This is a genomic window from Kitasatospora sp. NPDC057904, from assembly GCF_042887925.1.
In the GTDB taxonomy this organism is placed as follows: domain Bacteria; phylum Actinomycetota; class Actinomycetes; order Streptomycetales; family Streptomycetaceae; genus Kitasatospora.
Window position 1 is genome coordinate 1 of the sequence record NZ_JBHVOL010000038.1, and the last position, 15,634, is coordinate 15,634.

The window sequence follows — 15,634 nt, forward strand, 5'->3', positions numbered from 1 at the left end:
AGCCGCCTTCCAGCGGGCCCTCCGGGCGCTTCGTTCTTTCGTGTTTCCAGCTTATCAGATGTTTTCCGCTCCGTTTTCCGGAGTTTCATTCATCCAATCGGCTTTTGCCTTTCGGCGCTCCCGAACTCTACCAGAGTTTCTCGGGCCGTTTTCCTTGGTCCTTCTCGAATTCGAATTCGAGGGCTTCCTTGGGGCCGTCCCGTGGGGCAACCCGGAGAACATTACGCACCGGGCCGCCCCACGTCAAACCAGCCTCAGGGGGCTCAGACCTCGACGACGACCGGCAGGATCATCGGCCGGCGGCGGTAGTTGTCCGCCACCCACTTGCCGATGGTGCGGCGGACGAGCTGCTGCACCTGGCGGGGTTCGATCACGCCGTCGCTCGCCGAGCGGTCCAGGGCCTCCTGGAGCTTGGCGACGACCGGCCCGAACGCGTTGTCCTCGATGCCGGAGCCGCGGGCCTGGATGGTCGGGCCGCCCACGATCTTGCCGTTGGCCGAGTCGACGGCGACGAAGACCGAGATGAAGCCCTCCTCGCCGAGGATCTTGCGGTCCTTGAGCGAGGCCTCGGTGATGTCGCCGACCGAGGCGCCGTCCACGTAGACGTACCCGGCCTGCACCTTGCCGACGATCCGGGCGACGCCGTTCTCCAGGTCGACGCAGACGCCGTCCTCGGCGATGACCACGCGGTTGCGCGGCACGCCGGTGGCGATGCCCAGGTCGGCGGCCGCCCGCAGGTGGCGCCACTCGCCGTGGACCGGCATCAGGTTGCGCGGCTTGCAGATGTTGAAGAAGTACAGCAGCTCGCCGGCCGAGGCGTGGCCGGAGACGTGCACCTTGGCGTTGCCCTTGTGCACGACCTTGGCGCCCCAGCGGGTCAGACCGTTGATCACGCGGTAGACGGCGTTCTCGTTGCCCGGGATGAGCGACGAGGCCAGGACGACGGTGTCGCCCTCGACGATGCGGATCTGGTGGTCGCGGTTGGCCATCCGGGACAGCGCGGCCATCGGCTCGCCCTGCGAGCCGGTGCAGATCAGCACGACCTCCTTGTCCGGCAGGTCGTCGAGCTGCTTGACGTCGACGACCATGTTGCCGGGGACCTTGAGGTACCCGAGGTCGCGGGCGATGCCCATGTTGCGGACCATCGAGCGGCCGACGAAGGCCACCTTGCGCTTGTACTCGTGCGCGGCGTCCAGCACCTGCTGGATGCGGTGCACGTGGCTCGCGAAGGAGGCGACGATGATGCGCTTGTCGGCGTTCGCGAAGACGTTGCGCAGGGCGGCCGAGATGTCCCGCTCGTGCGGGATGAAGCCGGGGACCTCGGCGTTGGTGGAGTCCACCAGCAGCAGGTCCATGCCCTCCTCCGCCAGCTTGGCGAAGGTCGGCAGGTCGGTCAGGCGGCCGTCGAGCGGCAGCTGGTCCATCTTGAAGTCGCCGGTGGCGACGACCATGCCGGCCGGGGTGCGCACGGCCACCGCGAGGGCGTCCGGGATGGAGTGGTTGACGGCGATGAACTCGCAGTCGAAGGGGCCGATGCGCTCGCGCTCGCCCTCCTTGACCTCCAGCACGTACGGCCGGATGCGGTGCTCGGCGAGCTTGGCCTCGATCAGGGCGAGGGTGAGCTTGGAGCCGATCAGCGGGATGTCCGGGTTCTCCCGGAGCAGGAAGGGGACGGCGCCGATGTGGTCCTCGTGCCCGTGGGTGAGGACGATGCCGTCGACCTTGTCGAGCCGGTCCCGGATGTAGCTGAAGTCCGGGAGGATCAGGTCCACGCCGGGCTGCTCGTCCTCGGGGAAGAGGACGCCGCAGTCGACGATCAGGATGCGATCCCCGAATTCGAGGACCGTCATGTTGCGGCCGATCTCGCCGAGGCCGCCGAGCGGAGTGATACGGAGGGCGCCCTCCTTCAGGGCGGGCGGCGCGCCGAGTTCGGGGTGCGGGTGACTCAAAAGACTCTCCTCACGACGCACGCCATATGCCCGGGGTCCTCCCCCGGAGACATATGGCGTGCGTACTCAGTGTCGTGTGTTCCTACTGGGTCTGTGCTCTCGCGCCTTCGGTCCGGTCCAGCGGCGGTCCCGTGAGGGTCCGGCGAGCCGGGGCGCGCACGTCTTTGTCTGCTACAGGTGTACCCCGCCTGCGGCGAGATCCTTCTTCAATTGCGCGATCTCCTCGGGCGTCGCGCCGATCAGCGGCAGCCGCAGCGGGCCGGCGGGCAGGCCCTGGAGGCCCAGCGCGGCCTTGGTGAGGATGACACCCTGGGTGCGGAACATACCGCTGAAGACCGGGAGCAGACCCTGGTGGATCGCCGTGGCCTTGGCCACATCGCCGGTCAGGTACGCGTCGATCATCGCACGCAGTTCGCCGGACACCACGTGCCCGACGACGCTCACCACGCCGGCGGCGCCGACCGACAGCAGCGGCAGGTTGAGGATGTCGTCGCCGGAGTACCAGGCGAGGTCCGAGCGGGCGATGGCCCAGGCGGCGGCGCCGAGATCGCCCTTGGCGTCCTTGTTGGCGACGATCCGCGGGTGCTCGCCGAGGCGCACCAGCGTCTCGTGGCCCAGGGCCACCCCGCTGCGGCCCGGGATGTCGTACAGCATGACCGGCAGCCCGGTGGCATCGGCGATGTGCACGGCGTGCCGGTACAGGCCCTCCTGCGGGGGCTTGCTGTAGTACGGCGTGACGACGAGCAGGCCGTGCGCTCCGGCCGACTCGGCCTGACGGGCCAGTTCGGCGCTGTGGTGGGTGTCGTTGGTGCCGACGCCGGCGACGACGTGGGCGCGGTCCCCCACCGCCTCGACCACGGCACGGACGAGCTGGGCCTTCTCGGCGTCGCTGGTGGTCGGGGACTCACCGGTGGTGCCGTTGACGACGAGGCCGTCGTTGCCGGAGTCGACGAGGTGCGTGGCGAGGCGCTGGGCGCCGTCGAGGTCGAGTCCGCCGTCGGCGGTGAACGGGGTGACCATCGCGGTCAGGACCCGGCCGAACGGCGTCTGGGGGGTGGAGGTCGGAGCCATGCGTCCAAAGCTACTCGTAGGCGGTGGGGCGGCTACCACACCGGTCCAGGGTTCGGACAGGTGTCCGGCGGCGCTGGGCGGCCGGAACGGGCGGCGACACGGCGGTGACATGGGATTCCGGTGCTGCGTGCTCGGGGGTTCAGGCAGCACCGGAATCCGTGTTCACGAATGTAGGGAGCGGCCAGAAAAGCCGCAATCCAGACATGCCCGACACTCTGCCCATATGCTCATCGCCGCAGGTCAGGGCGCGACCCGGCCGTGCTTCTCGAAGGCCGCATGGGTGAGCGGCATGAGCTGCGCCCACTGCGCCTCCATCCGCTCGGCGACCATCTCGATCTCGCGCTGCGGGAAGGACGGCACGGCCGAGTTCTCCCGCTTGGTGCGCAGCGACAGGAAGTGCATCAGCGAACGGGAGTTGCAGGTCGCGTACATCGAGGAGAACAGGCCGACCGGCAGCACCGCGCGGGCCACCTCGCGGGCCACGCCGGCCGCCAGCATCTCCTGGTAGCGGTCGTAGGCCTCGCGGTAGGCCGCCTCCATCGACTCGGTGACGGTCTTGTGCTGCTCCGGGGTGCCCTCGACGAACTCGTAGCGGCCGGGGCGGCCCTGCTGGACGAGCTTGCGCTCCTCGGCGGGGACGTAGAAGACCGGCTCCAGCTCGCGGTAGCGGCCGGACTCCTCGTTGTAGGACCAGCCGCTGCGGTGGCGGTGGAACTCGCGGAAGACGAAGATCGGCGCGCTGATGAAGAAGGTCATCGAGTTGTGCTCGAACGGCGTGCCGTGCCGGTCGCGCATCAGGAAGTTGATCAGGCCCTTCGACTTCTCCGGGTCCTGCTGGAGCGCCTCCAGGGACTGCTCCCCCGCGGTCGAGACGCGGGCCGCCCAGATGACGTCCGAGTCGGCGGCGGCGCTGCGGACCAGCTCCACCGTGACGTCGCTGCGGAACCGGGGGGCCGTCGTTTCGTCGCTCACGCGTTGCTCCTCGCGGGTTCGGTGCTGTCGTGCCGGTCCTGCTGGTGGTGCAGCCGGATGGCGTGCTGCATGGTCTTGCGGGCGCGCGGGGTGTCCCCGGCGTCGGCGTACGCCACCGCCAGCCGGAACCAGACCCGCCAGTCGCCCGGCGCGGCCTCGGCCTCGGCCTGGCGGCGGGCGAACACCGCGTCGGCCGAGGCGCGGTCGATCCGGCCGCCCTTGGTGCGCTCCAGCTCGTCCACCGGCAGGCCGCCCTCGGCCTCCAGCTCGCGGGCGAGCCGCTCGCTGTCCCGGCCGAAGCGGACGGTCTGGCGCAGGAACCAGACGCCGATCACCGGGATGACGAAGGCGCACAGCCCGATGCCGATGCCGAGCGGCTTGCCGGTGGCGACCAGCTGGACGCCCTCGCCGATGCAGATCAGCGCGACCAGCAGCAGCACGCCGGCGAGGACGAAGAAGCCGGTACGCGAGGTCATCGCACACTCCCGGGGGTCGGCACGGTCACAGGTCCAGGAAGTGTTCGAGGCCGAAGGTCAGCCCCGGGTGGTCGGCCACCTGGCGGGCGCCCAGCAGGATGCCCGGCATGAAGCTGCTGTGGTGCAGCGAGTCGTGCCGGATGGTGAGCGTCTCGCCGGTGTCGCCGAACATCACCTGCTGGTGGGCGAGCAGGCCGCGCAGCCGGACGGCGTGCACCGGCACCCCGTCGACGTCGGCGCCGCGCGCGCCGGGCAGGCTGTGGGTGGTGGGGTCCTGCTGCGGCGGGCGGCCGGCCTCGGCGCGGGCGGCGGCGATCAGCTGGGCGGTGCGGGTCGCGGTGCCGCTGGGCGCGTCGGCCTTGCGGTCGTGGTGCAGCTCGACGACCTCGACGGACTCGAAGTAGCGGGCCGCCGTCTGGGCGAACTTCATGCCGAGGATCGCGCCGATGGAGAAGTTCGGCGCGATCAGCAGGCCGAGCTCCGGGGCCTCGGCCAGCCAGCCGCGGACGGTGGCGAGGCGCTCCTCGGTCCAGCCGGTGGTGCCGGTGACCACGTGGATGCCGTGGTGCAGGCAGAAGTCGAGGTTGCCCATCACCGAGTCGGGGTGGGTCAGTTCGACCGCCACCTGGGCTCTCGCCCCGGTCAGCTCCTCCAGCTCGGAGTCGCGCCCGAGCGCGGCCACCAGCTCCAGGTCCGGCGCGGCCTCGACGGCCTTGACGGCCTCGGAGCCGATCCGGCCCTTGGCGCCGATCACGGCGACACGCAGCGTCATAGCGAAGTTCCTCTCACACCAGCCGGTCTCAGACCAGCAGATCGGCGAGCTTGGCGGCCCGCTTGTCGTTGACCGGGCCGATCAGCGCCAGCGACGGCCGGTACGCGCCCAGCACATCACGGGCGACGGCCTGGACGTCGTCCAGGGTCACCGCGGCGATCCGCGCCAGCATGTCGTCCACCGACAGGTGGTGGCCGTAGCTGAGCTCGGCCTTGCCGATCCGGTTCATCAGCGAGCCGGTGTCCTCCATGCCGAGCACGGTGGAGCCGGAGATCTGGCCGATCGCGCGCTGCAGCTCCTCCTCGGTGATGCCCTCGGCGACCACCTTGGCCAGCTCGGCGCGGCAGATCCGCAGCACCTCCTCGACCCGCTTGGGCTGGCAGCCGGCGTAGATGCCGAACAGGCCGCTGTCCGCGTAGGACGAGGAGTAGGAGTACACCGAGTACGCGAGCCCGCGCTTCTCCCGGACCTCCTGGAACAGCCGGGAGCTCATCCCCCCGCCCAGGGCCGCGTTGAGCACGCCCATCGCCCAGCGGCGCTCGTCGTGCCGCGGCACCCCGGGCACGCCCAGCACCAGGTGGGCCTGCTCGGTGGAGCGGTTGAGCACCTCGACCCGGCCGGCCGTGCGCAGCGCCTTGACGCCGCGCCGGGCCTCGGCGGGAGCGGCGGCGGAGGCCGCGAGCACCGGCGCGAAGGCCTCCTCGACCTGCTTGACCACCTTGCGGTGGTCGAGGTTGCCGGCCGCGGCGACGACGAGGTTCTCGGGCCGGTAGCGGCGGCGGTAGAAGCCGGCGACCTGGTCCCGGGTGAGCGTCCTGATCGTCTCCTGGGTGCCGAGGATCGGGCGGCCGAGCGGGCCGCTGCCGAAGATCACCTTGGCGAACAGGTCGTGGACGACGTCGCCCGGGTCGTCCTCGGCCATCGCCATCTCTTCGAGGATGACGCCGCGCTCGGCCTCGACGTCCTCGGCGCGGATGAGCGAGCCGGTGAGCATGTCGCAGACCACGTCGATGGCGAGCGGCAGGTCGGTGTCGAGGACCCGGGCGTAGTAGCAGGTGTTCTCCTTCGCGGTGAAGGCGTTCATCTCGCCGCCGACCGCGTCCAGGGCGGCCGAGATGTCCAGCGCGCTGCGCCGCTCGGTGCCCTTGAAGAGCAGGTGCTCCAGGTAGTGGGTGGCGCCGTTGAGCTGCGGGGTCTCGTCCCGCGAGCCGACGCCGACCCAGATGCCGAAGGTGGCGGAGCGCACCGTCGGCAGGGTCTCGGTGACGACCCGCAGGCCGCCGGGGAGCACGGTGCGGCGCACGGTGCCGGCGCCGTCGGCGCCCTTGAGCAGGGTCCGGGTGGTGCCGGGGCGCTGCTTCGCGGCCGGGGCCTGGGCCACGGGGGGTACCTCCAGAGGAAACGCGCGTTCTGAGGACACGCGTACGAACGCGGGGGACAACAGGGTGCGGCCCGCACGCCGGGAGGCGTACGGGCCGCAAGGGGTCAGCTAGCGGCGCTTCACTCGGAAGCGGCCTCGCCGGCCTCCTCGCCCTCGATGACCGGGATCAGGGAGAGCTTGCCGCGCGGGTCGATCTCGGCGATCTCGACCTGCACCTTGGCGCCGACGCCGAGCACGTCCTCGACGTTCTCCACGCGCTTGCCACCGGCGAGCTTGCGGATCTGCGAGATGTGCAGCAGGCCGTCCTTGCCCGGCATGAGCGACACGAACGCACCGAAGGTCGTGGTCTTGACCACGGTGCCCAGGTAGCGCTCGCCGACCTCCGGCATGGTCGGGTTGGCGATCTGGTTGATCGTGGTGCGGGCGGCCTCGGCGGCCGGGCCGTCGGCGGCACCGATGTAGATGGTGCCGTCGTCCTCGATCGTGATCTCGGCGCCGGTGTCCTCCTGGATCTGGTTGATCATCTTGCCCTTGGGGCCGATGACCTCGCCGATCTTGTCCACCGGGATCTTGATGGTGATGATGCGCGGCGCGTTCGGGGACATCTCGTCCGGGGAGTCGATGGCCTCGTTCATCACGTCGAGGATGTGCAGGCGGGCGTCGCGGGCCTGCTTCAGGGCGGCGGCCAGGACCGACGCCGGGATGCCGTTCAGCTTGGTGTCGAGCTGGAGGGCGGTGATGAAGTTGCGGGTACCGGCGACCTTGAAGTCCATGTCGCCGTACGCGTCCTCGGCACCGAGGATGTCGGTCAGCGCGACGTAGTGGGTCTCACCGTCGATCTCCTGGGAGATCAGGCCCATGGCGATGCCGGCGACGGCGGCCTTCAGCGGCACACCGGCGTTCAGCAGCGACATGGTGGAGGCGCAGACCGACCCCATCGAGGTGGAGCCGTTGGAGCCGAGCGCCTCGGAGACCTGGCGGATGGCGTACGGGAACTCCTCGCGGGTGGGGAGCACCGGCAGGATGGCCCGCTCGGCCAGGGCGCCGTGGCCGATCTCGCGGCGCTTGGGCGAGCCCACGCGGCCGGTCTCGCCGACCGAGTACGGCGGGAAGTTGTAGTTGTGCATGTAGCGGCGACGCGTCTCCGGGGAGAGCGTGTCGAGCTGCTGCTCCATGCGGAGCATGTTCAGCGTGGTGACGCCCAGGATCTGGGTCTCGCCGCGCTCGAACAGGGCGGAGCCGTGGACGCGCGGGATGGCCTCGACCTCGGCGGCCAGGGTACGGATGTCGGTGACGCCGCGGCCGTCGATGCGGACCTTGTCCTTGATGACGCGCTCGCGGACGATCTTCTTGGTCAGCGCGTTGTAGGCGGCGCTGATCTCCTTCTCGCGGCCCTCGAACTCGGGGAGCAGCTTCTCGGCGGCGAGCGCCTTGACGCGGTCGAGCTCGTTGTTGCGCTCCTGCTTGCCCGCGATGGTGAGGGCCTGGGCCAGCTCGTCCTTGACGGCGGCGGTCAGCGCGGCGAGGACGTCGTCCTGGTAGTCCAGGAAGACCGGGAACTCGCCGGTGGGCTTGGCGGCCTGGGCGGCCAGCTGGGCCTGGGCGGCGCACAGGACCTTGATGAACGGCTTGGCGGCGTCCAGACCGGAGGCGACGACCTCCTCGGTCGGGGCCTCGGCGCCGCCCTCGACCAGCTTGATGGTCTTGTCGGTGGCCTCGGCCTCGACCATCATGATCGCGACGTCGCCGTCCGGCAGGACGCGACCGGCGACGACCATGTCGAAGACGGCCGACTCCAGCTCGCTGTGGGTCGGGAAGGCCACCCACTGGCCGTTGATCAGCGCGACGCGCACGCCGCCGATGGGGCCGGAGAACGGCAGGCCGGCCAGCTGGGTGGAGGCGGAGGCGGCGTTGATCGCGACCACGTCGTACAGGTGGTCGGGGTTGAGCGCCATCACGGTGACGACGACCTGGACCTCGTTGCGCAGGCCCTTGACGAAGGACGGGCGCAGCGGGCGGTCGATCAGGCGGCAGGTGAGGATCGCGTCCTCGGAGGGCCGGCCCTCGCGACGGAAGAACGAGCCGGGGATGCGGCCCGCGGCGTACATCCGCTCCTCGACGTCCACGGTCAGCGGGAAGAAGTCGAAGTGCTCCTTCGGCTGCTTGGACGCGCTGGTGGCCGACAGCACCATGGTGTCGTCGTCCAGGTAGGCCACGGCGGAGCCGGCGGCCTGACGGGCCAGGCGGCCGGTCTCGAAGCGGATGGTACGGGTGCCGAAGGAGCCGTTGTCGATGACGGCCTCGGCGTAGAACACGTTCTCTTCCACCTGGAAGATCTCCTCTTTCGTACGTCTCCGGGAGAGCGTCCCCGCGTCCTGCCTGCCGGTGGGCCCTGTGCCCTCCTGTCAGGAGGGGCGGCAGTCGGGCCGGTCTTCGATCGAAGCCTCCGGCGGGTCCCGCTCGACTGCGGGGCTTCCGGGGGCCACTACCGAGGACCGGCGCCTCACGGCTGCCGGGCCGCGCGGGCGGTCCGCGTCTGGACGCTCTCTCGGATGCGGGCGGCTTCCGTTTGAAGCCTTCGGCCCGCGGGGGGGGTTGGGGTCCTTCTGCCTGGATGGCGTCTCGTGCGCCATCACCCGGCATGCCCACAACCCTACGGTGCAATCCTCGGCCACCTGGGGAGGTGCGCGCGAGTTGTTATGTCCGGGCGCCGCGGCCGAACGACCGCGGCATACGCGCGAGGGGCGGCTCCCCGGTGTGGGGAGCCGCCCCGAGCGGCGGTCTTAGCGGGCGCCGCCGGCGGCACCGCGACGGATGCCCAGGCGGTCGACGAGCGTACGGAAGCGCTCGATGTCCTTCTTGGCCAGGTACTGCAGCAGGCGGCGGCGCTGGCCGACCAGGATGAGCAGGCCACGGCGCGAGTGGTGGTCGTGCTTGTGGGTCTTGAGGTGCTCGGTCAGGTCCGAGATGCGGCGGGAGAGCATGGCCACCTGAACCTCGGGGGAGCCGGTGTCGCCCTCCTTCTGGCCGAACTCGGCGATGATCTGCTTCTTGATGTCAGAGGCGAGAGCCACTGCAACTCCTTAACGAGGTGAACCGAGCGGTCCTGGTCTACGGCACAGGACTCATCGAGAACTCGGTGTCGTAACGCGGGCGCCGGCCGCTTCCTCCGCACCCTGGGGGCGGACACACGGCTGCGCTCGAAGGCCAAGCGTACCAGCGCCGCCCACGCGGGCGGCCGGCGGGGCCGGGGCGGGTCAGCCGGTGGCCCCGCGCACCAGGCGGTAGACGTCGAGGACGGCGAGCGCGAGCGGGACGAGGGAGAGCAGGGCGAGGCCGTCGACGAGGTCGAGGACGCGCCCCCAGAAGGGGGAGACGCCGAGCCGGGGCACGACGAGCGCGGTCGCGGTGAGCACGGCGGCGCCGAGGGCGACGGCGGCGGTCAGCCAGACGGTGCGCAGGTCGGCGTCGGCGGGGGCGGCGCCCTCGGCGAACTGCCGGGCGTGCAGCGACAGGCCCGCGATCAGCAGGGCGAGGCCGAGCAGGCCGGCCGAGGTGAGCGCGAGGACCTGGGCGGTGTAGCGGAACAGCCGGGCGCGGAGCAGGACGGCGAGGCCGAGCGCGAGCGCGAGCAGTTCGGGGAAGGCCGCGTCGGTGAAGCCGAGCAGCGCGCAGGCGCCGGCGACGACCGCGGCGCAGCCGCCGACCAGGCCGACGAGGACCTCGTGGCCGCGCCGGGCCTGCTGCGCGATGCGCTCGTACCGGACGGTCTCGGCCCGGTCCTCGTCGTCCGCCTCGCCGCCGCGGGCCTGGCCGGGGGCGGCGTAGCCGACGGGCAGGCGGGCGGAGCGGGCGGCGAGGCCGGGCAGGAAGCCGATGGCGGCGACGGCGGCCACGCCGGTGACGGCGGCGATGCGGTGGGCCGGGGTGCCGGGCAGCAGCACGGCGGCGAAGGCGGCGAGGGCGCCCGCGGCGGCGGCGAGGGCGGCGGCGACGAACACCGCGTCGCGTTCGGGGAGCAGCGCGGCCAGCATGACGGCGGTGACGAGGACGGCGACGCAGCCGGCCAGGAAGTGCAGCCGGCCGGGGCCGTCCCCGGGCCGGGCGGCGGCGAGCAGGCCGGTCCCGGCGATCAGGGCGTGCGGCAGCGCGCCGAGGCCGAGCGCGACCGCCGCCGGGGCGTCCCCGTAGACCCGGGCGCGGGCGCCGGCCAGGGCGGTGAGGACGACGGCGGTGACGCCGGCGAGGACGCCGGGCAGGCCGTGCGCGTCGTGGTGCGGGCCGGCGGACCACAGGGCGAGGCCGAGCAGCGCAAGCAGGACGGTGGCGCCGGTGAGGCCGGAGGCCCGGGTGAGTTCGGGGCTCCAGAAGCGGTGGTCGGCCGGGACGGCGCCCGCGATGGCGTCGGCGACGTCGTCGTAGACGGCCGGCGGGAGGGACTCGGCGAACGGGCGCAGCGTGAGCAGGTCGCCGTCGCGGACCTGCTGGGCGGCCAGCGACAGGCCGCCGTCGAGGACGGTGCCGTCCCGGCGGACCAGGTGGAAGCCGGTGGGGACGCCGTCGGGCTGGGTGGCGCGGGCCAGGCGCAGGACGTCGGGGTAGAGGTCGGCGAGGGGGAGGTCCTCCGGCAGGGCGACGTCGATCCGGCGGTCCGGGGTGACGACGGTGACCCGGGCGAAACCCGTCGCTACGGCGTTCACGCACCCGCCTCGCTTCGCTCGGCAGGGGCATTCACCCACGTGCACCTGCTCCTGATGAGCTCGCGGGGCTCGCTCATGCGATCACCTCGGTCGTTCCACGCACTGGACGTTCCCCCCTGCCCCGGCGCCGGGGCGAACCTACCCGGCGTACACGCGAGTTGACGCGGCGCTACCCTACCCGTGCCGAGAGTACGGGTGCGACCGGTACCGTCGGGCGCCCTGCCGCCGTGTCCGGCGGACGTGCCGGGCGGCCGCCTCCGGTGTACCGGCGCCTAGGGGTGGGGGGGCACATGGGTGTGATCATGGTGCGGCGTGCGGCCAGGGCTTATCCGCCCCCGGTGCCCGACGAGCCGGTGGAGCTGGTCGCTCCGCCCGAACTGCCGCGCCAGGGCGGCGAGGACTGGGTGTCGAGCGTCCTGCCGATGCTGGGCATGGGCGGCTCGGCGGTGTTCTTCTTCGCGCCGGGCTCCCAGGGGCCGATGCGGATCATGGGCGGGCTGATGATCGCCTCGACGGTCGGCATGGTGCTCGCGCAGATCGTCCGGGCCCGCCGGGGCGGTTCCACCGCGACGTCCGACGCCCGGCGCGACTACCTCAAGTACCTCCAGCAGACGCGGCGCGCGGTGCGCCGCACCGCCGAGCGCCAGCGCGGCGCGCTGCTGTTCCTCAACCCGGCGCCGGACCAGCTGTGGGCGGTCGTCGCGGGCGGGCGCCGGCTGTGGGAACGCCGCTCGGGGGACGCGGACTTCGCGCAGATCCGGGTCGGCCTCGGGCCGGTGCAGCTGTCCACTCCCCTGGTGGCACCGCGGACCGCGCCGGCGGACGAGCTGGAGCCGCTGTCGGCGGCGGCCATGAAGTCCTTCCTGAACGCGCACGGCACGCTCCAGGACCTCCCGCTCGCGGTGTCGCTGCGCGCCTTCTACCACGTCACGGTGTGCGGCGACCCGGACTCGGTGTACGGCAGCGTGCGGGCGATGATCGCCCAGCTGACCACCCTGCACTCGCCGGAGGACCTGCTGGTGGCGGTCGCCGCGGCGCCCGGCGCGGCCGGGGAGTGGGAGTGGACGAAGTGGCTCCCGCACAACCAGCACCGCAAGGAGACCGACGGCGCCGGCTCGCGCCGGCTGACCGCCACCGGGCTCGGCGAGCTGGAGCTGCTGCTCCAGGACGAGCTCGCCGGGCGCCAGCGGTTCGTCCGGGACGCCGCCGCCCCGCCGGACCAGCCGCACGTCGTCGTCGTGATGGACGGCGCCGGCGTGCCGCACGACTCGCTCCTCGCGAGCCCGGAGGGCGTGCAGGGGGTGACCGTCATCGAGGTCGTCCCGGGCGAGCTCGACGAGCCGAGCGGGCACCTGATGGCGACCGTCCGCCCCACCGCCATCGAGCTGCGCTCGGCCTCCGGGGCCGCCTACACCGGCACGCCCGACCTGCTCTCGGCCCGGCAGTCCGAGGCGCTGGCGCGGCAGTTGGCGCCGTACCGGATGCCGGCCGGCGGCGACGAGGAGCCGCTGCTGTCCGACCTCGACTTCACCGACCTGATGAACTCCGGCGACCCGGGCTCCTTCGACGTCTCCCGGGGCTGGCGCCCGCGCGGCCGGCACGAGCGGATGCGGGTGCCGATCGGCGTCGGCGCGGGCGGCGAGCACGTGTTCCTGGACATCAAGGAGGCCGCGCTGGAGGGCATGGGCCCGCACGGCCTGTGCGTCGGCGCGACGGGGTCGGGCAAGTCGGAGCTGCTGCGCACGCTGGTGCTGGCGCTCGCGATGACGCACTCCTCGGAGGAGCTGAACTTCGTCCTCGCCGACTTCAAGGGCGGCGCGACGTTCGCCGGCATGGCCGAGCTGCCGCACACCTCGGCCGTCATCACCAACCTGGAGGGCGAGCTCACCCTGGTCGACCGCATGCGGGACGCGATCGAGGGCGAGCTGCACCGCCGCCAGGAGCTGCTGCACCGGGCCGGCAACTACGTCAACATCCACGAGTACGAGCGGGCGCGCGCGGCCGGGGCGGCCCTGGACCCGCTGCCCTCGCTGGTGCTGATCATCGACGAGTTCTCCGAACTCCTCACCGCCAAGCCGGACTTCATCGAGATGTTCATCCAGATCGGCCGGATCGGCCGCTCGCTGGGGGTGCACCTGCTGCTGGCCTCGCAGCGTCTGGAGGAGGGCAAGCTGCGCGGCCTGGACACCTACCTCTCCTACCGGATCGGTCTGCGGACCTTCTCCGCGGCCGAGTCGCGGGCGGCGATCGGTGCGCCGGACGCCTACCACCTGCCGCCGGTGCCGGGCGTCGGCTACCTCAAGTTCGGCGAGGACGCGATGGAACGGTTCAAGGCCGCGTACGTCTCGGGCCCCTACCGGGCGCCGGGGCAGCAGCACGCGGCCGGCGAGCAGCGGGCCGGCACGCGGCCGGTCCTGTTCACCGCGGCCGAGGTGGAGCTGCCGGAGCCCGCCGGGCAGGAGGAGGCGCGGGCCCCGGAGCAGGACGACGCCCTGGCCGACACCGTGCTCGACGTCTTCGTGCGGCGGATGGCCGGCCAGGGCCCGGCCGCGCACCAGGTGTGGCTGCCGCCGCTGGGCGCGGCGCCGGGCCTCGACCGGCTGCTGCCGCCGCTGCAGGCCGTGCCGGAGCGCGGGCTGGGCGCGCCCGGGTACCCGGCGGGCCGGCTGCGGGTGCCGATCGGCGTGGTCGACCGGCCGCGCGAGCAGCGGACGGACGTCCTGGAGCTCGACTTCGCCGGGGCGGCCGGGCACGGCCTGGTGGTCGGCGGCCCGCTCTCGGGCAAGTCGACGGTCGTGCGCACCGCGGTGGCCGCGTTCGCGCTCACCCACACCCCGCTGGAGGTGCAGTTCTACCTGCTGGACCTCGGCGCGGGCGGCTTCCGCGCACTGGCCGGGCTGCCGCACGTCGGCGGGGTGGCCGGGCGGCTCGACGTCGACGAGGTGCGCCGGACGGTCTCCGAGGTGCACGGCGTGCTGAACCGGCGCGAGGAGCTGTTCCGGGCCGCCGGGATCGACACCATCGCGGCCTACCGGGCCCGCCGGGCGGCCGGGCGGCTCCCGGACGAGCCCTTCGGCGACGTGTTCCTCGTGATCGACGGCTGGAACACCTTCAAGCAGGAGTTCGAGGCGCTGGAGCCGGTGATCGCCGACATCGCCCAGCGCGGCCTCGGCTACGGCGTGCACCTCGTCATCACGGCGGCCCGCTACGCGGAGGTGCGCCCGGCGCTCAAGGACCTGCTGCAGAACCGCACCGAGCTCAAGCTGGGCGACCCGATGGAGTCGGAGGTGGACCGCCGGACCGCGCAGAACGTCCCGGCGCTCGCCGGGCGCGGCGTCACCCCGGAGCGGCTGCACTTCCTGGCCGGACTGCCCCGGATCGACGGCTCGTCCGCGGTGGACGACCTCCAGGACGGCGTGGCCGCACTCGTCGCCGCCGTCGCCGGCGCCTGGACCGGCCCGCACGCGCCGCGGGTGCGGATGCTGCCGGCCGTCCTCGACGGGTACGGACTGCCGAAGGGCTTCGAGCACCCCGAGCGCGGGGTGGCCTTCGGCGTGGACGAGGCGGAACTGGCGCCGGTCTTCGTCGACTTCGAGACGGACCCGCTGTTCATCGTGTTCGGCGACACCCGGTCCGGGAAGTCCGCGCTGCTGCGGATGCTGGTCAAGCAGATCACCGAGCGGTACACGGCGGAACAGGCCGGCATCGTCGTCGCCGACTACCGGCGCGCGCTGCTGGGGGCCGTCCCCCGCGAGTACCAGGTGGAGTACGCGGCGACGCAGCCCGCGCTGACGAAGGTCGTCGACATGCTGCGCGGCGCCTGCTCGCGCCGCCTGCCGGGGCCGGACGTCACCGCCGAGCAGCTGCGCGACCGCAGCTGGTACCGCGGCAAGGACATGTTCGTGATCGTCGACGACTACGACCTCGTCGCGACGGGCTCGGGCAACCCGCTGACGCCGCTGGCCGAGTTCCTGCCGTTCGCCCGGGACATCGGGCTGCGGGTGATCGTGGCGCGCAGCGCGGGCGGCGCGGGCCGGTCACTGTACGAGCCGGTGCTCCAGCGGATGCGCGAGCTCGGCGGGCAGGGCGTGGTCCTCTCCGGCAACCGGGACGAGGGGGCGCTGCTGGGGACGGTCAAGCCGCAGGCGCTGCCGCCGGGCCGCGGGCTGTACGTGTCGCGGCGGGCGACCGGCGGACAGCTGGTCCAGACGGGGTGGCTGCCCGCCGAGTAGTGACGGACGGTGACCAAAGGGGTCGGGCCCGCTCGGGTCCGGCCCCTCGGCGCACCCCGGCGTCCCAGGTGTTGAAACGTT

General features: G+C 72.5%; 10 protein-coding genes. 1 reads left to right on the plus strand and 9 read right to left on the minus strand.

Annotated features, from left to right (window positions below; all coding sequences use genetic code 11):
* Positions 1 to 263: 263 nt before the first annotated feature.
* From ACFVSN_RS42775 to eccD, 9 genes are all read right to left on the minus strand, one after another.
* Positions 264 to 1,949, minus strand: coding sequence for a ribonuclease J (locus ACFVSN_RS42775; protein ID WP_380444483.1), 1,686 nt, complete (start codon positions 1,947 to 1,949; stop codon positions 264 to 266).
* A gap of 171 nt (positions 1,950 to 2,120) precedes the next feature.
* A complete protein-coding gene (gene dapA, locus ACFVSN_RS42780) occupies positions 2,121 to 3,020 on the minus strand; it encodes a 4-hydroxy-tetrahydrodipicolinate synthase (RefSeq protein WP_380444484.1) in 900 nt (299 codons plus the stop codon).
* A 240-nt stretch (positions 3,021 to 3,260) separates the two neighbouring features.
* On the minus strand, positions 3,261 to 3,992 hold the full coding sequence (gene thyX, locus ACFVSN_RS42785) for an FAD-dependent thymidylate synthase (protein WP_380444485.1): 732 nt from the start codon (positions 3,990 to 3,992) through the stop codon (positions 3,261 to 3,263).
* Entirely contained in the window at positions 3,989 to 4,468 is a 480-nt protein-coding gene (locus tag ACFVSN_RS42790; RefSeq protein ID WP_380507818.1) for a hypothetical protein, read from the minus strand. The genes thyX and ACFVSN_RS42790 overlap by 4 nt, the downstream gene beginning before the upstream one ends.
* A 25-nt stretch (positions 4,469 to 4,493) precedes the next feature.
* Positions 4,494 to 5,240 carry a 4-hydroxy-tetrahydrodipicolinate reductase gene (gene dapB / locus ACFVSN_RS42795; protein ID WP_387958910.1) on the minus strand — a complete coding sequence of 249 codons (747 nt, stop codon included), beginning with the start codon at positions 5,238 to 5,240 and terminating at the stop codon, positions 4,494 to 4,496.
* A 28-nt stretch (positions 5,241 to 5,268) separates the two neighbouring features.
* Complete coding sequence (locus ACFVSN_RS42800) at positions 5,269 to 6,621, minus strand: M16 family metallopeptidase (RefSeq protein WP_380444488.1); 1,353 nt, start codon at positions 6,619 to 6,621, stop codon at positions 5,269 to 5,271.
* Positions 6,622 to 6,740: 119 nt separating this feature from the next.
* Entirely contained in the window at positions 6,741 to 8,948 is a 2,208-nt protein-coding gene (locus ACFVSN_RS42805; protein ID WP_380444489.1) for a polyribonucleotide nucleotidyltransferase, read from the minus strand.
* Positions 8,949 to 9,404: 456 nt separating this feature from the next.
* Complete coding sequence (gene rpsO, locus ACFVSN_RS42810; protein ID WP_030311414.1) at positions 9,405 to 9,695, minus strand: 30S ribosomal protein S15; 291 nt, start codon at positions 9,693 to 9,695, stop codon at positions 9,405 to 9,407.
* Positions 9,696 to 9,878: 183 nt separating this feature from the next.
* Positions 9,879 to 11,321 carry a type VII secretion integral membrane protein EccD gene (eccD, locus tag ACFVSN_RS42815; protein ID WP_387958912.1) on the minus strand — a complete coding sequence of 481 codons (1,443 nt, stop codon included), beginning with the start codon at positions 11,319 to 11,321 and terminating at the stop codon, positions 9,879 to 9,881.
* A 290-nt stretch (positions 11,322 to 11,611) separates the two neighbouring features.
* On the opposite strand from eccD, the gene eccCa reads away from it, so the two are divergent.
* Complete coding sequence (gene eccCa / locus ACFVSN_RS42820) at positions 11,612 to 15,553, plus strand: type VII secretion protein EccCa (protein ID WP_387958914.1); 3,942 nt, start codon at positions 11,612 to 11,614, stop codon at positions 15,551 to 15,553.
* The last annotated feature ends 81 nt before the right edge of the window (positions 15,554 to 15,634 follow it).